The 18936-nt window shown below is 73.3% G+C and carries 17 protein-coding genes; 8 read left to right on the top strand and 9 right to left on the bottom strand.

Going from position 1 to position 18936, the window contains the following annotated elements; genetic code table 11:
- Positions 1–192: 192 nt before the first annotated feature.
- Positions 193–2019: an AMP-dependent synthetase/ligase gene (locus tag AB0C59_RS11980; RefSeq protein WP_363003275.1), complete on the top strand. Its 1827-nt coding sequence runs from the start codon at positions 193–195 to the stop codon at positions 2017–2019.
- 127 nt (positions 2020–2146) lie between these two features.
- Complete coding sequence (locus AB0C59_RS11975) at positions 2147–2983, top strand: aldo/keto reductase (protein ID WP_363003273.1); 837 nt, start codon at positions 2147–2149, stop codon at positions 2981–2983.
- Between the two features lie 410 nt (positions 2984–3393).
- Here AB0C59_RS11975 and AB0C59_RS11970 read toward each other — a convergent pair whose 3' ends face one another.
- Positions 3394–4308, bottom strand: coding sequence for a class I SAM-dependent methyltransferase (locus AB0C59_RS11970; protein ID WP_363003271.1), 915 nt, complete (start codon positions 4306–4308; stop codon positions 3394–3396).
- Between the two features lie 140 nt (positions 4309–4448).
- Entirely contained in the window at positions 4449–4754 is a 306-nt protein-coding gene (locus tag AB0C59_RS11965; protein ID WP_363003269.1) for a 4a-hydroxytetrahydrobiopterin dehydratase, read from the bottom strand.
- Between the two features lie 152 nt (positions 4755–4906).
- Between AB0C59_RS11965 and AB0C59_RS11960 the strand changes: the two genes are divergently transcribed.
- From AB0C59_RS11960 to AB0C59_RS11950, 3 genes are all read left to right on the top strand, one after another.
- A complete protein-coding gene (locus AB0C59_RS11960) occupies positions 4907–5752 on the top strand; it encodes a helix-turn-helix transcriptional regulator (RefSeq protein ID WP_363003267.1) in 846 nt (281 codons plus the stop codon).
- Between the two features lie 137 nt (positions 5753–5889).
- Positions 5890–6753 (top strand): helix-turn-helix transcriptional regulator, encoded by an 864-nt coding sequence (locus AB0C59_RS11955; protein WP_363003265.1) that lies wholly within the window; start codon positions 5890–5892, stop codon positions 6751–6753.
- A 38-nt stretch (positions 6754–6791) separates the two neighbouring features.
- Complete coding sequence (locus AB0C59_RS11950; RefSeq protein WP_363003263.1) at positions 6792–7595, top strand: SAM-dependent methyltransferase; 804 nt, start codon at positions 6792–6794, stop codon at positions 7593–7595.
- Positions 7596–7692: 97 nt separating this feature from the next.
- Here AB0C59_RS11950 and AB0C59_RS11945 read toward each other — a convergent pair whose 3' ends face one another.
- From AB0C59_RS11945 to AB0C59_RS11935, 3 genes are all read right to left on the bottom strand, one after another.
- On the bottom strand, positions 7693–8118 hold the full coding sequence (locus tag AB0C59_RS11945; protein ID WP_363003261.1) for an OsmC family peroxiredoxin: 426 nt from the start codon (positions 8116–8118) through the stop codon (positions 7693–7695).
- 78 nt (positions 8119–8196) lie between these two features.
- A complete protein-coding gene (locus tag AB0C59_RS11940; RefSeq protein ID WP_363003328.1) occupies positions 8197–10308 on the bottom strand; it encodes a phage holin family protein in 2112 nt (703 codons plus the stop codon).
- A gap of 206 nt (positions 10309–10514) precedes the next feature.
- Entirely contained in the window at positions 10515–10967 is a 453-nt protein-coding gene (locus AB0C59_RS11935; RefSeq protein ID WP_363003259.1) for a hypothetical protein, read from the bottom strand.
- Positions 10968–11052: 85 nt separating this feature from the next.
- Here AB0C59_RS11935 and AB0C59_RS11930 point away from each other — a divergent pair, with 85 nt between their 5' ends.
- The 3 genes from AB0C59_RS11930 to AB0C59_RS11920 all read left to right on the top strand — a co-directional run bounded on the left by AB0C59_RS11930 (position 11053) and on the right by AB0C59_RS11920 (position 14376).
- Entirely contained in the window at positions 11053–11826 is a 774-nt protein-coding gene (locus AB0C59_RS11930) for an MBL fold metallo-hydrolase (protein ID WP_363003257.1), read from the top strand.
- Positions 11823–12443, top strand: coding sequence for a VTT domain-containing protein (locus AB0C59_RS11925; protein ID WP_363003255.1), 621 nt, complete (start codon positions 11823–11825; stop codon positions 12441–12443). Before AB0C59_RS11930 ends, AB0C59_RS11925 begins: the two co-directional genes overlap by 4 nt.
- 145 nt (positions 12444–12588) lie before the next feature.
- Positions 12589–14376 carry an FAD-binding dehydrogenase gene (locus AB0C59_RS11920; RefSeq protein ID WP_363003253.1) on the top strand — a complete coding sequence of 596 codons (1788 nt, stop codon included), beginning with the start codon at positions 12589–12591 and terminating at the stop codon, positions 14374–14376.
- 19 nt (positions 14377–14395) lie between these two features.
- On the opposite strand, the gene AB0C59_RS11915 is transcribed toward AB0C59_RS11920, so the two are convergent.
- The 4 genes from AB0C59_RS11915 to AB0C59_RS11900 form a co-directional block, all read right to left on the bottom strand.
- On the bottom strand, positions 14396–15487 hold the full coding sequence (locus AB0C59_RS11915) for an MBL fold metallo-hydrolase (RefSeq protein WP_363003251.1): 1092 nt from the start codon (positions 15485–15487) through the stop codon (positions 14396–14398).
- A complete protein-coding gene (locus AB0C59_RS11910) occupies positions 15484–16731 on the bottom strand; it encodes an aminotransferase class I/II-fold pyridoxal phosphate-dependent enzyme (protein ID WP_363003249.1) in 1248 nt (415 codons plus the stop codon). Before AB0C59_RS11910 ends, AB0C59_RS11915 begins: the two co-directional genes overlap by 4 nt.
- A gap of 92 nt (positions 16732–16823) precedes the next feature.
- On the bottom strand, positions 16824–17759 hold the full coding sequence (locus AB0C59_RS11905; RefSeq protein ID WP_363003247.1) for a hypothetical protein: 936 nt from the start codon (positions 17757–17759) through the stop codon (positions 16824–16826).
- A gap of 154 nt (positions 17760–17913) precedes the next feature.
- Entirely contained in the window at positions 17914–18708 is a 795-nt protein-coding gene (locus tag AB0C59_RS11900) for an RNA polymerase sigma factor SigF (protein WP_363003245.1), read from the bottom strand.
- Between the last annotated feature and the right edge of the window lie 228 nt (positions 18709–18936).

Below are 18936 nucleotides of genomic sequence, written 5' to 3'. Positions count from 1 at the left end.
TTCCGTGGAGATTGCAGGCTCGCAACCTACGCTCCCGTAGCGAATCCTGCCCCAAAGCGCCCGACATGCACCAATTTTCCGCTACTGACCTGGGCGTTTACGGGGAGTACCGAGGATTTCACCCCCTCCCGCCCGGCCCTGCGGTGGGGTAGCTTTCACGGCGCTGTGCGGAGCGCCACAAGGAGCCGGGGATTGCGCGAGTTCACCAACCCTCCATTGGCGTCGGCGCCACCGGTGGGCGGTCTGGCCGATGTCGTCCACGACCATGCCCAGGAGGATCCGCTACGAGTCGCCCTCGGACGCAAGGACGAGGACGGGAACTGGCGTGACGTGACCGCCGCCGAGTTCCGCGACGAGGTACTGGCTCTCGCCAAGGGCCTGCTCGCCCAGGGCGTCCGGTTCGCCGACCGGGTCGCGATCATGTGCCGTACGCGCTACGAGTGGACCCTCTTCGACTTCGCGCTCTGGACGATCGGCGCCCACGTGGTGCCCGTCTACCCCACCTCCTCCGCCGAGCAGGTCTTCTGGATGCTGCACGACGCCCAGGTCTCGGCCGCGGTGGTGGAGCACGAGGACCACGCGATGACGATCGCCACCGTCATCGACCGGCTGCCCCAGCTGCGTCGCCTGTGGCAGCTGGACGCGGGCGCCCTCCAGGAGCTCTACGACGCCGGCGGGCACATCGAGGACGAGGTGGTGCACCGGCACCGGCAGGCGGTCACGCCCGACTCGACGGCCACGGTGATCTACACCTCCGGCACCACCGGCCGCCCCAAGGGCTGCGTCCTGACGCACGGCAACTTCATGTTCGAGGCCGACACGATGCTGGAGCGCTGGGAACCGGTCTTCCACTCCAAGAGGGACGACAGGGCGACCACCCTGCTGTTCCTGCCGCTGGCCCACGTCTTCGGGCGGATGGTGCAGGTCGCGGCGGTCCGGGGGAAGGTCAAGTTCGGCCACCAGCCCCAGCTGAACGCGGCGGCTCTGCTGCCCGACCTGGCCTCGTTCAAGCCGACGTTCTTCCTCGCCGTGCCGTACATCTTCGAGAAGGTCTTCAACGCGGCCCGCCGCAAGGCCGAGAAGGAGGGCCGCTCGGGCCCCTTCGAGAAGGCGGTCGAGATCGCCGTGAAGTACGCCGACGCGATGGAGGCGAAGGCGTGGGGCACCGGGCCGGGGCCGACGGCGAGTCTGCGCATGCAGCACCAGTTCTTCGACAAGGTCGTCTACACCAAGATCCGCGCCGCGATGGGCGGCCGGGTGCGGCACGCCATGTCCGGCGGCTCGGCCATGGACCGGCGCCTGGGGCTGTTCTTCGCGGGCGCCGGCATCCACATCTACGAGGGCTACGGGCTGACGGAGTCGACGGCCGCGGCGACCGCGAACCCGCCCGAGCGCACCCGGTACGGCACCGTGGGCCAGCCCATCCCGGGCACCTCCGTGCACATCGCCGACGACGGCGAGGTGTGGCTGCACGGCGGCCATGTCTTCCAGGGCTACCTCAACAACCCCAAGGCCACGGACAGCACCCTGCACGACGGGTGGCTGGCCACCGGAGACCTGGGCACCCTCGACGAGGACGGCTATCTGACCATCACCGGGCGCAAGAAGGAGATCCTGGTGACCTCGGGCGGCAAGAGCGTCTCGCCCGGGGTGCTGGAGGAGCGGGTCCGGGAACATCCGCTCGTCGCCCAGTGCGTGGTCGTGGGCAACGACCGGCCCTACATCGCCGCCCTCGTCACCCTCGACACGGAGGCCGTCGACCACTGGCTCCAGATGCGCGGCAAGGTGAGGATGTCTCCCGCGCAGCTGGTGCGGGACGCGGATCTGGAGACCGAGGTGCGGCGCGCCGTGGTCGCCGCGAACACGCTGGTCTCCCAGGCCGAGTCGATCCGGACCTTCCGCATCCTGGCGCACCAGTTCACCGAGGAGCACGGGCTGCTCACACCGTCGCTGAAGCTGAAGCGCAAGGCGATCGAGAACGCGTACGCGAACGAGGTGGACGCGCTGTACCGGGCGTGATCCCCTCGGTACCACCCTGCCCCGCCCGGCGTGTCGGCAGGTCGGACGTGCGCGCCGTTCCCCGATCGATGACCATGGCTGTGAGAGTCAGAGTCAGCACCACCGACGACCGAAGGGTCATCAGCACGTGAGCAGCAAGGTCCCCCCGATCATCCTGAACAACGGTGTCGCCATGCCCCAGCTGGGCTTCGGTGTCTGGCAGGTGCCGGACGACGAGGCCCAGAGCGCGGTCGCCACCGCGCTGGAAGCCGGGTACCGCAGCGTCGACACGGCCGCGATCTACGGCAACGAAGAGGGTGTCGGCAGGGCGGTGGCCGCCTCCGGCATCCCGCGCGAGGAACTCTTCGTCACCACCAAGCTCTGGAACAGCGACCACGGGTTCGACGCCGCGCTGCGCGCCTTCGACCTGTCCCTGGACAAGCTCGGCCTGGACCATGTGGACCTGTACCTGATCCACTGGCCGCTTCCCTCACGGGACACGTTCGTGGAGACGTACAAGGCTCTGGAGAAGATCTACGAGGAGGGGCGCGCGCGGGCGATCGGCGTCTCCAACTTCGAGCCGGAGCACCTGGCCGCGCTGCTCGAGCAGACCTCCGTCGTCCCGGCGGTCGACCAGGTCGAACTGCACCCGCACTTCCAGCAGAACGCGGCACGCGCGTACCACGCCGAGCAGGGCATCAGGACCGAGGCCTGGTCGCCGCTCGGTCAGGGCAAGGGCCTGCTCGACGTCCCCGCCGTCGTCGCCATCGCGCAGAAGCACAACCGGACCCCGGCGCAGATCGTGCTGCGCTGGCACATCCAGCTCGGCAACGTCGTGATCCCCAAGTCCGTGACCCCGTCCCGGATCAGGGAGAACATCGAGGTCTACGACTTCTCGTTGGACACCGAGGATCTGGCGGCCATCAGCGCGCTGAACGAGGACCGGCGCCTGGGCCCGGACCCGGCGACGTTCGACATGGGCTGACGTCCCGCGCCCGGCCCGGGCGGACCCGTCGCGTGCGGTGGGGACGTAAGTCCGTCGCACGCGACGGCGGGTGACCGGGACCAGGAGCCCGGTGTCCCCGTCGGCGGCGCGGGCGCCCCACCGGCCACTCGGGCGGGTACTGCCGCCCAGGAGCGTGGGCGGCCGGCATGCGGGGAGCAGTCCGTGGCAGCGGACCGGGCCGAACCGGACGGCGGCGGCGGCCGGAGGCATCCCGGGGACACCGGCCGGGCCACAGCGCCGGGCGCGGCCGACCGGCGGTGTCGGCCGGCCCGGCGCCCCCGTGCCGACCGCTGCCGGCGACGGGGCACCGATCGGTGGCCCGATTCACGAGCGCGGGCCGGTTCGGTACGGGACGCGGGAACGCGTCGGGAGGTCCGGCGCCCGGAGGCTCAGGCGGGGCGGATCGCCGTGTAGACCGTGTGGGCCCTCAGGACGAACAGGTCGGCGCGCCGGTACACGCTCGCCGCGTCCTCGGGGTCCAGGAGACGGTCCAGGGTGGCGAGGTCCTCGGGGTCGAGACCTTCGGTGAGCGCCTCGCGCAGCCGGGTCAGGGTGTCGGCCGCGAAGGTGCGGGCCTGGTCCGTGACCGGGGCGGGCAGGTCGAGCAGGAAGCTGCGGGTGCCGGTGTGCTTCAGACCGGCACCGGACAGCAGTGCGGGCCAGTCCTCGGTCTCGGCGACGGCGTCGGACAGCTCGTCCCGCATCCGTGCGAACCACTGCGACTCCACCGCGTCCAGCCGCGTCTGGAGCCCGGGGCGCCCGATGCCGATGTCCCGCGGCAGGAACCGTGGGGGCAGCCCGCCCTCCAGCAGGGCCAGCGTGCCACCGGGCGCCAGGCGCGCGGCGAACGCGGCGAGGGCCGCACGCTGGTCACCGAGGTGGTGCAGGCTGTTGGAGGCCCACATCAGATCGGCGGGCCCCTCCAGCGCGTCCAGCGCGCCCGGCAGTTCACCGGCGATCGTGTCGAAGCGGTCCGCGAACCCGAGCCGGGCGGCACGGGCGGTGGCGCGCTCCAGCAGGGGCTCGGAGCCGTCCATCGCGACGACCCGCGCGCCCGGGAACGCCTCGGCGAAGAGGCAGGAGACCACTCCCGGCCCGCTGCCCATGTCCACGATGACACCGGGCCGCGGCGACCGGTCCGCGAGCCACTCCATGACCTGCCGGTACAAGGGGGTGGACAGCTCCGCGTTGGTCTCCAGCATCGGGGCCATCACGGCCCAGTCGATGTCGGTACCACCGGGGCCGTGATGGCCGTGATGGCCGTGCTGCTCCTGGTGACCGTGCTGATGCAGCTCGTGCGTCATGGTGATCCGCCCCTTCTCCCCGACCCGCTCGGGCCCGGTCCGATCCGATGCGGTCACCCTGCGCCGACGCGCCCCGGCGGAGCAAGCTCTGTTGCCGTCACAGCAAAACGGCGGGGCGGCGTCGGCCCTGCGCACCCCCTTCAGTGCGCGCCGTGCGCGGGCGCCAGCTCCTCCACCCGGCGGGCCAGGTCGAAGTCGAGTGCGGTGACCGCTCCGCCCACGCTGTGCGTGTTGATGGTGAGGGACACGGTGTGGTAGCCGAGAGTGAGGTCGGAGTGGTGGTCCAGTTCCTCCTGCACCTGGGCGATGTGCACGACCATCGCGGTCGCCGCGAAGTGGGAGCGGAGCGAGAAGGAGCGCGCGATCCGGTCGCCCTGCAGCGACCAGCCGGGCAGCTCCGCCAGCCGGTCCTCGATCTCCTTGTTCGACAGTGGCTCGACACTCATGACCTGGCTCCTTCCATATGCCGTGGGGTTCGGCCCACACCCTGTCACATCCCCGGCGCGGGCCCCCGTGACGCATGCCCGCGCCACGCCGCCGTACGGCCGCGCGCCCCGCCCGCTCCGTGCTCGCCCCGTTCCTCGATTACGGTCTCGGTATGACCACCGCCCAGGCGGCTGTGCCCGTCTCCGCACCGATCCCCTCCGACCAGGGCGTGGGCCCGCTGCTGCGCGGCTGGCGGGTCCGGCGGCGGGTCAGCCAGCTGGAGTTGGCGCTGCGCGCCGGCTCGTCGGCGCGGCACATCAGCTTTGTCGAGACGGGCCGCTCACGCCCCAGTGAGGAGATGGTCCTGCGGCTCGCCGAGCACCTGGACGTTCCGGTGCGGGAGCGCAACGCGCTGCTGCTGGCGGCCGGTTACGCCCCGCACTACCCCGAGACCCCCCTGGACGACCCGTCGATCCAGGCACTGCGGGCGGGAGTCGAACGACTGATCCGCGCCTACGAGCCGTTTCCGGCCCTGGTGGTGAACGCGACGTACGACGTGGTGGCGGCCAACCAGGGCATCGCGATGCTCCTGGAAGGCGTCCCTCGGCGGCTGCTGGCCCCGCCGCTGAACGCGATGCGGTTGACCCTGCACCCCGAGGGCCTGGCGCCACGCATCCTCAATCTGCGCGCCTGGCGCGGACACCTGCTGGCTCAGATGGAGCGGCAGATCGCGCTGCAGCGCTCGGACGCGCTCCGCGCGCTGCACGAGGAGGTGGCGGCGTATCCGGTGCCGGACAGGGCGGGCGGTGAGGACGAACAGGCTTCGTCCGTCCCGTACTTCGCGCTCCCGATGCGGATCGAACACGACGGGCGGGTGCTGTCCTTCCTCTCGTCCATCTCGACCTTCAACACCCCGATGGATGTGACGGTCGCCGAGCTGGCCATCGAGACGTTCCTTCCCGCGGACCCCGCGACGGCCGCGTATCTGCATTCGACTCCGCATTCGACGCGATCCTGACGTCACATCAGCCTCATCAGGCACATCGGCCTCACCAGTCCGGCCAACGCCCTGAGACTTTCGTTCGAACATGCCAGACTGCCCCCAGTCCTCGACCACCGGTCGTCGACTCCTTCGACACGCAGGGGAGGCGTGGCGTGAGTGAGCGTCGGGCCGCGCCCACCGTGGGGCAGGTGGTTCTGGGGCGGCGGCTGGCCGAGTTGCGGGAGGCGGCCGGGCTCAAGCGCGAGCAGGCGGCCCAGGTACTGCGGGTCGCCACGGCGACCGTGCGCCGCATGGAGATGGCCGAAGTGGCCCTGAAGATCCCGTACGTGCAGGTGCTGCTCGCCACCTACGGCGTCCCGGAGAAGGAGATCGCCTCCTTCGTGCGCCTCGCGGAGGAGGCCAACCAGCCCGGCTGGTGGCAGCGTTATCACGACGTGCTGCCCGACTGGTTCTCCCTGCACGTCAGCCTCGAGGGCGCCGCGTCGTTGATCCGCTCGTACGAACCGCACTTCGTGCCGGGGCTGTTGCAGACCGAGGACTACGCGCGTGCCGTGCTGGAGGCCGGCACCGTGGGGCAGGTCCGCCCCCAGGACATCGAGCGGCATGTGTCGCTGCGTATGGCACGGCAGGAACTGCTGGACCGTCAGGACGCCCCGCGGTTCTGGGTCATCATGGACGAGACGGTGCTGCGCCGCCCGGCGTCCACCCGTCCCGGGGTGATGCGCCGGCAGGTGGAGCGGCTGCTCGACGCCATGGAGAACACGCGGATCACCCTGCAGATCGCCGAGTTCGCCTCCGGCCCGCACCCGGGGACGTACACGCCCTTCGTGCTGTTCCGTTTCGGCGCGCCCGAACTGCCGGACATGGTGTACAGCGAGTACCTGACCGGCGCCCTGTACCTGGACGCGCGCTCCGAGGTGGCCCTGCATCTGGAGGTGCTGGACCACATGGCCGCCAAGGCGGCCTCCGTCCAGCGGACCCGGGAGATCCTCCAGCGGTTCCGTGACAGCTGCTGACCCTTATCCGACCCCGCACCGATCCGAGGAGCAACCGCATGACGCCCGGCCCCGAGACGCCGCTCCCCCACCTCGACACCAGCCGGCCCCACCCCGCGCGGGTCTACGACTGGTGGCTCGGCGGCAAGGACAACTACCCGGTGGACGAGGAACTGGGCCAGAAGATCCTCGCGGTCGACCCGAGCGTGCGGCGCGGGGCCCGCGCCAACCGGCGGTTCATGCACCGGGCGACCCGGGCCCTGGCGCGGGCGGGGGTGCGCCAGTTCCTCGACATAGGCACCGGCATCCCCACCGAGCCCAACCTGCACCAGGTCGCGCAGAGCGTCGCACCCGAGGCCCGCGTGGTGTACGCCGACAACGACCCGATCGTGCTGCGGCACGCCCAGGCCCTGCTGCGCGGCACCGCGGAGGGCACCACCGAGTACGTCCACGGTGACGTCCGCGAACCGGACGTCATTCTCGCCCGCGCCGCCGCTTCCCTGGACTTCGGGCAGCCGGTCGCGCTGTCGCTGGTGGCGCTCACCCACTACCTGGGCGACGAGGCCCACGATCTGATCGCGCGCTATGTGAAGGCGCTCGCGCCCGGCAGCCACCTCGTCCTGTCACAGGTCACGCCCGACCTTCTCCCGGGGGCCGTCCAGCAGGCCTCCGCCCTGTTCCGGCAGAGCGGTACGCCCTTCTTCCCCCGCTCGCTCGCCGAGTTCTCGCGCTTCTTCGAGGGCCTGGAGCTGCTGGGCCCCGGGGTGATACCGGTCAGCGGCTGGCGGCCGGACCCCGAGGACGTGGAGCTGCAGGAGAAAGGCATCGTGACGGTGTACGCGGGAGTCGCCCGCAAGCCCTGAGAGCCCGGGCGGTACCGGTGCCGCGCCCGGGGAGCGTCCCGGGGGCCCGGGGGACCGGGGTGCGGCACCGGTGGTGCTCGCCGTGGCCGTCCGGGCCTCAGACGAGCTTGGCCGCCAGCGTGATGGTGGTGCCGGTCAGGGCCTGGCTGACCGGGCAGTTCTTCTTGGCGTCCTCGGCCGCGGCCACGAAGGCCGCCTCGTCGATGCCGGGAACGGTGCCCTCGACGGTGAGGTGGATGCCCGTGATGCCCTCGCCCGGCTGGAAGGTGACGTCGGCCTTCGTGTCCAGCTTGGTGGGCGGGGTGCCGGCACCGGCCAGGCCGTGCGACAGCGCCATGGAGAAGCAGCTGGAGTGGGCGGCCGCGATCAGTTCCTCCGGGCTGGTCCTGCCGTTCGCGTCCCGGGAGCGCGAGGCCCACGTGACCGGCTGCGGGGTGATGCCGGAGGAGTCGAAGGACACGACTCCGGTGCCGTCGAGCAGGTTGCCTTCCCAGGCGGTGTGTGCGGTGCGCGTGGTCGCCACGGATTCTTCCTTTCCTGTGGTCCCGTCGCCGGGGCCGGATTCCGTCGCTCCCCATCCGATCACATGGCGCCCCGCGCGTCAGGCGGCGCGCTCGCCGCTCTCCTCGTCCGCCCGGCCGGTTCGCTGTCCGGACAGCGGCACTTGAGGGCCGTCGCACTCGCGCAGCCAGCGGCGGAAGACCTGGTGGAGCCGTTCGGCGCCGACGAGTTCACCGCCGTCACCGGTGGGGTCGGACAGCGCGAGCGGCGCCAGCAGGAAGGGCCGCCCCTGGGGACCGCCGAGTCCGCCGTGCGAGCCGATCTGCTCCTCGAACGCGAGGACTTCGCCCGTGGCCGGATCGTGCCAGGAGTTGACCATGATGTCGGCGGTGCGCGGGAAGGAGTGGGTGCGGCGTACGGCGTCGGCGGCGCCGGGACCGAAACCGGTGAGGGGGCCCCGCTCGTCCGCGAGCAGGGCGAGAGGGGTCTGCTCGCCGTCCGTGCCCAGGACGACACCGCCGTGCTCCTCGCTGCGGACGAGGAGGAAGCCGATGCCCGGATGGGCGGCGAGCGTCGCCAGCAGCCCCGGGTGGCGCCGGTGGATCTCCTCCTTGCTCATCCGGTGCGGCACGTCGGGGAAGGAGATCAGTCCCAGGTTGCCGGACGCGAGGACGACCGGCTCCGTGCGGCCGGGCACGGGTCGGTGTGCCGTGCCGTCCTCCTCCACCGGACGGCACAGCGCGGCCCGTACCGCGGCGCGCGCCTCGGTCCCGCTGCGGGTGCTCTCCCCGCGCGTGCCGTGCGCGGCGGCGCCGTCGGCGGGATGCGGCACGGCGAGTCCGCACCCGGTGCGCACCAGGTCGGCCAGGCTCTGGCCGTGGCGGGTCCGGAACGTCTCGCCGGGGCTCTGGCCGTGGTCGGACAGGACGACGATCCGGTAGGGGCGGGGGGCGTGCGCGGCGGCGTGTTCGAGGAGTGCGAGGGAGCGGTCGAGCCGGCCGAGGACCTCCTCGGCGTCGCGGCTGTGCGGTCCGGAGTGATGGGCGACCTCGTCGTAGGCCACCAGGTCCGCGTACACCGCGTTGCGTCCGGCGAGCATGTCGCCGATCACCGCGGCGACGACGACGTCCCGCTCGACCACGGTCGCGAAGGCCCGGACGAAGGGGTAGAGGCCGCCGCGCCCGACGCGGGGCCGCTGCCGGGCGAGGCGGGCCCGGGTGGACTGGGTGATCTCGCGGCCGACCTCCGCGAGGAACGACAGGGCGGTCCGCACGGCACCCGCCGGGTCGCTGAAGTACGCGAAGTAGCCCGCCCGGGACCTGTTGTCGCGGCCTCGGCGGACGGACACGGACAGGACGAGTGCGACCTCGTCGGCGCCGCCGCTGAACAGGTTGCCGCGGCTGGCGCCGTCGACGGTCAGGAGGCCGCCGTCACCGGTGTGCTCGATCGCCCGGCGCTGGAGTTCGGCGGCGCTGGAGGGCCGGTTGCAGACCATGACCTCGTGGCGGTCCTTCTCGTACCAGCGGAACGCCGGGACGTCGTGGTTGGAGCCGTGCAGGATGCCGAGCTGGCTGGCTCCGGTCTGGCTGGACCAGTCGGTGCGCCAGGCGAGGAGCCGGTGGCTGGGGCCGTCGCCGTCGCGGGGGCCGAGCCAGGCGGCGACGGTCGGCATGAGCCCCTTGTCGACCGCCGTCCGCAGCACGTCGTGGCCGACGCCGTCGAGCTGGATGAACAGGGCGCCGGGGGTGGCGGCTCCCGCCGGGTACGCGCCGCGGCCACGGCGGCGGGCGGCGAGCCGGTACAGCCGTCTGCGGTAGGCGTCGTCGTCCCGTACGGCGAGGGCGCCGCCGGTGGCCGAGGCGACCGCGGACATCACGGCGGCCACCACGACCGCGGTCTCGGGGGCGGCCTCGCCGCGCCCCGAGGGGTTGAACCGCAGGGCGAGCAGCAGCAGGGAGCCGTTGAGGAAGAAGACCAGCAGCCCGAGCACGAAGGCGGGCACGAGCAGCAGCAGCCTGACGAGCTGGGGCCAGACGAGCGAGGACAGCAGGCCGAAGACGCCGGCGCCCGCGGCGGCGGTGAGCGCGACCCGGGTGACGCTGTCACCGGCGGCGGACTCCAGCCGGAAGTCGGGCAGCAGCGCGGCGAGGGCGAGCAGGGTGACGGTCGACGCGACCCACACGGTGACGCTCCGCCACACCCCGCTGACCAGTGCGCGCCAGCGATCACGGCGCGCGCCCGTCGCCGTACCCACCGCTGTCCCCGCCGCCGTCCCTGCCTCCGTGTCCGCTCCTGCGCCCACGCTCCGCTCACCTCACGTCCCAGCCGTCGCGATCCCTCAGGACCCGACCCGCCCCACCCTGCCACAACGGCGCGGGACGGCGAACGGCGCGGGTCGGCGGCCGCCGCGGCGGCGGCTCACCGGCCGTCGTAGCCCGCGGTCGGCATGGACAGGCGGCGGTGGACACAGGCCTTCATCCGGGCGTCGTACGACGGCTCCGCGCGGCCCACGGTCTCCAGGCGCACGCCCCGCCGCGCGCACTCCGCGACGAACTCGTCCACGGAGGACAGGGCCCGCTCCAGCACCCGCCTGCTCGGGGCGACGAACAGGTCGACCAGGCCCGCCTCCACGTCCGACCACAGGGCGTTGTGGTCGGGGCGCAGGGCCCGTACCAGCAGTTCGCGTGTGACGACGTACCCCCGCTCCGCCGCCCAGTGCGCGCACATCGCGTGCTGGCTGCGGGAGTCCACGAGGAAGGGGTCCGCGTCGAGTTCCTCCAGCGGCGTCAGACTGGCGATGGCCGCCACCCGGACCGTGCCGGGGACGGCGGTGGGCCGGTGTGCGACCGGGGCGCCGTACGCGTCTCCCATGGGGGTACCCCTCACCTCGGGCTTTCGCCGCTGACCCTACTCCTGCACGTAGGCTCGGGGGGAGTCGCACGAAAGGGGCATCGCGGTGCCGGTGGAGATCACCTGGTGGGGTCACGCCACCTGCACGGTCGAGGACTCCGGGACCCGGGTGCTGACCGACCCCCTGTTCGCGCGCCGTCTCGCGCATCTGCGCCGGCGGCGCGGACCCGTGCCGCCGGCCCGGGCCGCCGTCGCCGACGTGGCCCTGATCTCGCATCTGCACGCCGACCATCTGCATGTGCCCTCGCTGGCGCGCCTGGCTCCGGGCACCCTGGTGCTGGTGCCGCGCGGCGCGCCGGGGCAGGTGCCGGGCCTGCGCCGGCTGGACCGGCTGCGGCTGACCGAGGTGGTGCCCGGCGACCGGGTGCGGGTCGGTGACCTGGTCGTCCGGGTGACCACGGCGCGGCACGACGGACGCCGGCTGCCGCTGGGGCCGCACCGCTGCCCCGCCCTCGGGTTCGTCGTCGAGGGAGCCGCGCGGACCTACTTCGCCGGCGACACCGGGCTGTTCGCGTCGATGGCCGAGGAGGTCGGGCCCGTCGACGTGGCGCTGCTTCCGGTGGGCGGCTGGGGGCCGTTCCTGGGGCCGGGGCATCTGGACGCGGAGCGCGCCGCGCAGGCGCTGGAACGGCTGGGGGCACGCAGCGCGGTTCCGGTGCACTACGGCACGTACTGGCCGATCGGCATGGACGCCGTGCGCCCCCATGAATTCCATGCGCCGGGTCATGAGTTCGTGCGCCATGCCGCGCGTCACGCGCCCGAGGCGGCGGTGCATCTCCTGGACCAGGGCGAGAGCGTCAGCCCGGCGGTCGTCCGGTGACGGTCCTGGCCGCGGTGACCGGTGCGGTGCTCCCCACCGAGTCGACGCAGCAGGCGGTGGGCTATCCGACCCTGTTCCTGCTGGTCCTGCTGGGCGCGCTCGTTCCGGTGGTGCCGACGGGGGCGCTGGTCAGTTCGGCGGCGGTCGTGGCCTTCCACCAGAGGGCGCCGTTCGCCCTGGTGCTGGTGTTCGCCGTCGCCGCGCTCGCGGCGTTCCTCGGGGACCTCGCGCTCTACTGGCTCGGCAGGCGCGGCATGGGCTCGCGGAGCGGGTCACGCTGGCTGGCGGCGATCCGCGAGCGCGCGCCGGAGGAGCGGCTCGCGCAGGCCCAACGACAGTTGGACGATCACGGCATCGCGGTGCTCACGCTGTCGCGGCTGATCCCTGCGGGCCGCATTCCGGTGATGCTGGCCTGCCTGCTGGCCCGGATGCCGCCCCGGGACTTCGCCCGGGGCGACGGGCCGGCGTGCCTGGCCTGGGCCGGCACCTACCAACTGATCGGCATCCTGGGCGGCTCGCTGTTCCCGCGCCCCTGGGAGGGAGTGGCGGCGGCGGTCGCACTGACCGTGCTGATCGGCGTGGGCCCGGGCGTGTGGCGTCGGGTCCGGGGGGCCTGAGAAGCCCTGCGGTGCGGCCGGTGACAACCGGCTCGCAGGCGTCTGGTCGGGCGGGGCCGCCCTGAGCTACCGTCAGTAACACCTTGCCGCCGCAAGAGCACCGTGCGCGTCCCCCGCCCCCTTGAACGCTCTCGGAAGGCAGCCCATGCAGAACACACCCGCCCCGGGCCTGATCACCCGTCGTCGTGCGCTGACCGTCACCGGTGGGGTGCTCGCGGCAGCGACCCTCGCCCAGGCAGTGCCGGCGTTCGCCGCGGGAGCGTCACAGGACGCGGACGCCATCGTCGTGGGGCACGGGCTGGCCGGGCTGGTCGCCACGGCCGAGCTCGCCGCGGCCGGGCGCAAGGTCCTGCTGCTCGACCAGGAGCCCGAGGCGAGCCTCGGCGGCCAGGCGTTCTGGTCGTTCGGCGGACTGTTCATGGTCGACTCCGCCGAACAGCGCCTGATGGGCATCAAGGACTCCCGTGACCTCGCCTGGCAGGACTGGTCGGGCGCGGCCGGCTTCGACCGCGGGATCGACGACCCGGTGGGCGAGGACCACTGGGGCTACAAATGGGCGCAGGCGTACGTGGACTTCGCCGCGGGTGAGAAGCGCTCCTGGCTCGCGGGGCTCGGCGTGCAGTGGTTCCCGGTCGTCGGCTGGGCCGAGCGCGGTGGCGGTCTCGCGGACGGGCACGGCAACTCGGTACCCCGTTTCCATGTCACCTGGGGTACGGGCCCGGCGGTGGTCGAGCCCTTCGAGAAGAAGGTGCGGGCGGCGGTCGCCGGCGGCAAGGTGGCGTTCAGGTTCCGGCACCGGGTCGACGAACTGGTGACGACCGGCGGCGCGGTCACCGGCGTCCGGGGCGCCGTACTGGAACCCAGCAACGCCGCTCGCGGCACCTCCAGTTCCCGTACTGTCGTCGGCGACTTCGAACTGCGCGCCCCCGTCGTCGTGGTGACCTCCGGCGGGATCGGCGCCAACCAGGACCTCATCCGGCAGAACTGGCCCACCCGGCTGGGCACCGCGCCCACGTTCATGGTCACGGGCGTGCCCGCCCACGTCGACGGGCGGATGCTGGCGATCACACGGAAGGCGGGCGGGCGGATCGTCAACCCCGACCGGATGTGGCACTACACCGAGGGCCTGCGCAACTACGACCCGATCTGGCCGAACCACGGCATCCGGATCCTCCCCGGCCCGTCGTCCATGTGGTTCGACGCGACCGGAAAGCGCTTCGGCGCCCCGGACATCCCCGGCTACGACACGCTGCACACCCTCCGGTCGATCACCGCCTCCGGCCACGACCACTCCTGGTTCGTCACCACACAGAAGATCATGGCGAAGGAGTTCGCGCTCTCCGGCTCCGAACAGAACCCGGACCTCACCGACAAGGACATCCTGAAGCTGCTGTCACGGATCTGGCAGACGCCCGAGCCGATCGAGCGGTTCAGGGACAGGGGAGCCGACTTCGTGGTGGCCTCGACGCTTCCCGCCCTGGTCAGCGGCATGAATAAGCTGACCGGCGACAACCTCGTCGACCTGGCCGCGCTCCAGCGGCAGATCGAGGCACGCGACCGCGAGATCGACAACCCGTACACCAAGGACGCCCAGGTCATGGGCATCCGCAACGCGCTCGCCTACCCCGGCGACGCCCTCAGCCGCACGGCGGGCCTCCACCGGATCCTCGACCCGAGCGCCGGACCGCTGATCGCCGTGCGCCTGAACATCCTCACCCGCAAGACCCTCGGCGGCCTCCAGACCGATCTGTCCGGCCGTGTCCTGAACGCGTCGGGAGACCCGGTGCCCGGTCTCTACGCAGCCGGTGAGGTCACCGGGTTCGGCGGGGGCGGAGTGCACGGCTACCGCTCGCTGGAGGGCACCTTCCTCGGTGGCTGCCTCTTCTCCGGCCGCCAGGCGGGGCGCGCCGCGGCCGCGGCGACCGCGACCTGAGCCGCCCCGGCGCCGCCGGTCAGGGCGCGTCCCGCTCCAGCACCCGGGACGCGCCCACCGCCAGGTCCCACAGGTCCTCGCGGGGCAGACCCGCCGTCCGCCAGGCCGCTCGCAGGCGGGTCAGCGGTTCGAGCACCGGTTCCGCCGAGAGCACGAACGTGCCCCAGTGCATGGGGGCCATGCGCCGCGCGCCGAGGTCGACGGTCGCCCTCACCGCCTCCTCGGGGTCGCAGTGGACGTCGCTCAGCCACCATCGCGGCGCGTAGGCGCCGATCGGCATGAGGGCCAGGTCGATCCCGGGATAGCGCGCCCCGATACGGCTGAACCAGCGGCCGTACCCCGTGTCGCCCGCGAAGTAGACGCGGCGTCCGTCCGGCGCGGTCAGCACCCAACCGCCCCACAGGGAACGGCAGGTGTCGGTCAGGGTGCGCTTGGACCAGTGGTGCGCCGGCACGAAGTCGAAGCGGACGCCGCCCAGTTCCGCGCCCTCCCACCAGTCGAGCTCGGTGACACAGGTGAACCCGCGCCGCCGGAACCACACGGCGAGGCCCGCGGGCGCGAACACCGGTGTGCCCCGGGCCAGTCGGCACAGAGTCGGGGCGTCCAGATGGTCGTAGTGGTTGTGGCTGACGACGACCGCGTCCACCCCCGGCAGTTCCTCCCAGGGGATGCCGACGGGCGTGATCCGGACGGGGGTGCCGAGGATGCGACGCGACCAGACCGGGTCGGTCAGCACGGTCAGCCCGCCGATCCGCACCACCCAACTGGCGTGGCCCGCCCAGGAGACGGCGACCGTGTCCGCGTCGGCCTCGGGCAGCGGGGCGGGCTCGTACGGGATCAGGCCGATGTCCCGCAGGCCTTCGGGGCGCGGCCTGAAGGCTCCCTCCCGCGCGAACCGGGCCAGCGCCCTGATGCCGGGCAGGGGCGCGGTCAGCCGGTCCGTGAAGGAGCGCGCCCAGATACGGTGCTCGCCGAGCGGGCGGGGCGCGGCGAGCGGCGGGTACGGAGCCGGCGTGCCGACGGCGCCCCTGAGCTGGGGTGCGGGCGGGGGCCCGGCCGCGTCACGGCGCGCCGACACGGTGTCCGCGGTCGGCTCGTACTGCTGCGTCATCGGGAGGCCTCCCCTCGCCGGGCATCGGCACGCAGATCGCCGAGGACCACCCCTAGAAGTCCCAACGCGGCCTGCACATGGGGTAGTTCCAGCGGCTGGGGCGACGCCAGGCACGCGCTGCGCTCCTCGTCGGTCGCGCCGAGGAAAGGCCCGGTGGACAGGCGGACGCGCAGCGCGGCCAGTTCGTCCCCGAAGCGATGCCCGCCGGGGACGGGCGTGCCGAGCCGGGCGGTCAGGAAGTCCTCCAGGTCCTGCGCGTCCCCGACCCCGTGTGCGCCGAGTGCGGCGCGCAGCGGTCCGAGGTCGGCGTACAGATGGCGGCCGGCCCGCGGCGGGCGGGAAAGGGCGCCCGCGCCGACCACGACCCGGTGGGCGGCGGCGGCCACGCGCGCGTGCAGCGCGGTGCCCGCGGCGAGGCGCCCGGCGATCTCGGCGCCTTCGTCGAGGGCGTACGCGGCCGCAGCGGCGACCGGGGCGGCGACGCGGGCGCCGAGCGCGGTGAGGACGTCGAGCACGTGCGCGTGCAGGCCGGCACCCTGTGCGGTGGCCGGGAAACGGGTGACGGCCGCGGGCCAGCCGGCGGGCAGATGGGGTCCGGCGAGGTCGGTGACGACGGTGACCCGGTCGGGGAGCATCTCGGCGGGGCTGACCAGCACCGTCTCGTGGGGCTGGTGCACCGTGTCGCGCCAGGTCTCGTCACTGACCAGGTGCAGCCCTGCGGCGGCGGCGGCCTCCACGGTCTCGTGCACCACCTCGGGCGGGGCCACGGTGGCGGTGGGGTCGTCGGCCGGCGCCAGCACCAGCAGACGTGGATCACCGCCCTCGGCACGGACTCTGCGCACGGTCTCCAGCAGGGCGTACGGGTCCGGGACGCCTCCGCACTCCGCGGTGGTCGCCACGTGGTACACGGACCGTCCCAGTGCCCTGACCTGCGGCGCCCACCAGGCGGGGCACGGCCGTGGGATCAGCACATCGCCGCCGAGCGCGGCGGTGATCGCGACGAGCAGGGCGGGCGCGCCGGGCGCGGCGGCGACCGAGCCGGGTTCGGTGGGCAGCCCGCGACGCCCGAAGTAGCCGCAGGCGGCGTCCAGGAGGGCGGGCGCAGGTCCGAGGGCTCCGCCGCCGTCGTGTGCGGCGGCCTCGGCGAGCACGGCCGTCAGGCCTGGCAGGAGCGGCAGCCCGTGGCCGGGAAGAGGCGGCCCGAAGCGGACGGGACCGTGGCCTTCCTGATCCGTACGCCGCATACGTGCCTCCACGCGCTCCTTGGTGCGGCTCGCCCTGCCGTTCGCCTACGGTGCCGAGGGCGTCCCTGCGGTCCGGGTGTCCGGGAGGACGGTCACGGGCTCGGGCGGCGGAAGGCCACGCGGCCCCGGCACAGCCGGTGCACGGCCGCGCCGAGGGCGAGCGCGATCAGCGCCCCGCCCGCGACGGTCGTCGCCGGGGACTGCCGGAAGGCGCCGCCCTCCCCGGCCTGCGCCCCGTGCTGCACCCCGGCGGGCGGCCCGTCGTCGTCCCGCCCGCCGCCTCCGCCACCGCCCTGCTGCTTGCCCCACTGCTGGGACGGGCCTTGCTGGAACTGACCCTGCTGGGACGGGCCGTCGCCGCGCCCGCCCTGCCCGTGCGACGCCCCGTCACCGGAGGACCTGCCGCCGCCGGACTGCTGGTACGACCCGCCGCCCGACTGCTGGTACGGCCCGCCGTACGGCCCTCCGCCCACCTGCCCTTGGCCCTGCCCCTGACCGGGCGACTGCCCCTGTCCTTGGCCTTGGCCCTGTCCTTGGCCCTGCCAGGGCCCGTCCCCCTGTCCGGGGCCCTGACCCTGGCCCTGGCTCCGGCTGCCGTCGCGGTTCACGGTGAACGAGACGTCCCACGGCTGGTCACGGCCGCCCGGGGCCGCCGGGCAGTGGCCGTCGACGCCCCACTCGGCGTCACGGCCGGCGAGGTCGGCGACGCCGTCGACGGCCCCACCCGTCGGAACCCGTGCCGTGCCGCTGTAGGTCACGGAGGAGGGCGCCGAGGCGTGGGAGCCGTCCCCGGCGACCCGGGCCAGGCGGACCCGGCCCGCCTCCAGCCCTTGGGAAGCCGCGTCGATGTAGTCGGGCACGGCACCGCCCAGCACGTCGCAGGACACCGAGACGGTGACCATGCCGCCGGGAACGACGGACCGCGGGGTGATCGCCGCGGCGGGATCGGCGCTCGCGGGCACGGCGCCGACACCCAGGGCGGCGCCGGCGAGGGCGACGGCGGACAGGACACGGGCACTGCAGCGCATACGAGTGGCTCCTTCGACCGGCTTCCCGGGGGGGCACGACGGCCGTGCCCTCACCAGCCCATGACAGCCCGTCCGCCGCGGCACCGCGCGCGGCCGGACCCCATTCGCGCTACGCGCACCCCCACCCGAGTGACGACGGGACGCGGGACAGCCCTCAGGCCACGTCCCGCAGCACCTGGTCCCGCAGGCGGTCGCAGCACCGGCTGATCAGCCGGGACACGTGCATCTGCGAGATCCCCAGCTGCTCCGCGATGCTGCTCTGCGTCATGTCGTCGAAGAACCGCATGTAGAGGATGGCCCGTTCACGCTCGGGCAACGCCGCCAGCCGGGGCTTGACCGCCTCGCGGTCCACGACGGTGTCGAGCGCGGGGTCGGCCGAGCCGAGCGAGTCCCCGAGGGAGTAGCCGTCCTCGCTGCCCGGCACCTCGGCGTCCAGGGAGAGAGCCGCGAAGCTCTCCAGCGCCTCGAGTCCGGCACGCACCTCGTCCTCGGTCAGGTCGGCGTGCGCCGCGATCTCCGCCACGGTGGGCGCGCGCCCCGGGATCGTCTGCGACAGCTCCCGGCGGGCGAACCGCACCCGGTTGCGCAGATCCTGGACGCGGCGCGGCACATGGACGGTCCACATGTGGTCGCGGAAGTGGCGCTTGATCTCTCCGGTGACGGTCGGCACGGCGTAGCTCTCGAAGGCGTGACCGCGCCGGGGGTCGTACCGGTCCACGGCCTTGACCAGGCCGAGCGCCGCCACCTGGCGCAGGTCCTCGAAGTTCTCGCCCCGACTGCGGAACCGTCCCGCGAGCCGGTCGGCCATGGGCAGCCACGCCTCGACGATCTCGTCACGGAGCAGGTCGCGCTCGGGACCCTGGGGCAGCTCGGCAAGCCTGCGGAAGGATTCCGCGGTGTCGGGGGCGTCGTCGTGCGGATGCTGTTTCACGCTCGCTCGGTTCTGCATGATGGGTCGCAACTCCCTTTGCGGCTGCCGTGGGTGGCGGTCACCGCGGGAGGAGGGTGCGCGAGCGGACCGGCACACCCGTGGCGGGTCTCCACCGCTCCCACGGACGTGCCTCCTGTCCGAAGCACTGCGCTGCGCCTGCCCAGGCGCCATGGCGGCAAACACCGGATGCGTGGGACGGCCACGAACTGTTCGCCTCGCGGTGCCCGGTGTCCGCATCACGGGATG

The sequence above is a fragment of the Streptomyces sp. NPDC048664 genome (assembly GCF_040650555.1).
Taxonomy (GTDB): Bacteria; Actinomycetota; Actinomycetes; order Streptomycetales; family Streptomycetaceae; genus Streptomyces.
This window is presented reverse-complemented; position numbering and strand designations above follow the sequence as displayed.

Excerpts from the sequence above, each read along its gene's own strand:
- AB0C59_RS11970 (WP_363003271.1), bottom strand. The coding sequence starts at position 4,308 with ATGACGCACGAGCTGCATCAGCACGGTCACCAGGAGCAGCACGGCCAT.
- AB0C59_RS11965 (WP_363003269.1), bottom strand. The coding sequence starts at position 4,754 with ATGAGTGTCGAGCCACTGTCGAACAAGGAGATCGAGGACCGGCTGGCG.
- AB0C59_RS11960 (WP_363003267.1), top strand. The coding sequence starts at position 4,907 with ATGACCACCGCCCAGGCGGCTGTGCCCGTCTCCGCACCGATCCCCTCC.
- AB0C59_RS11950 (WP_363003263.1), top strand. The coding sequence starts at position 6,792 with ATGACGCCCGGCCCCGAGACGCCGCTCCCCCACCTCGACACCAGCCGG.
- AB0C59_RS11935 (WP_363003259.1), bottom strand. The coding sequence starts at position 10,967 with ATGGGAGACGCGTACGGCGCCCCGGTCGCACACCGGCCCACCGCCGTC.
- AB0C59_RS11920 (WP_363003253.1), top strand. The coding sequence starts at position 12,589 with ATGCAGAACACACCCGCCCCGGGCCTGATCACCCGTCGTCGTGCGCTG.
- AB0C59_RS11915 (WP_363003251.1), bottom strand. The coding sequence starts at position 15,487 with ATGACGCAGCAGTACGAGCCGACCGCGGACACCGTGTCGGCGCGCCGT.
- AB0C59_RS11910 (WP_363003249.1), bottom strand. The coding sequence starts at position 16,731 with ATGCGGCGTACGGATCAGGAAGGCCACGGTCCCGTCCGCTTCGGGCCG.
- AB0C59_RS11905 (WP_363003247.1), bottom strand. The coding sequence starts at position 17,759 with ATGCGCTGCAGTGCCCGTGTCCTGTCCGCCGTCGCCCTCGCCGGCGCC.
- AB0C59_RS11900 (WP_363003245.1), bottom strand. The coding sequence starts at position 18,708 with ATGCAGAACCGAGCGAGCGTGAAACAGCATCCGCACGACGACGCCCCC.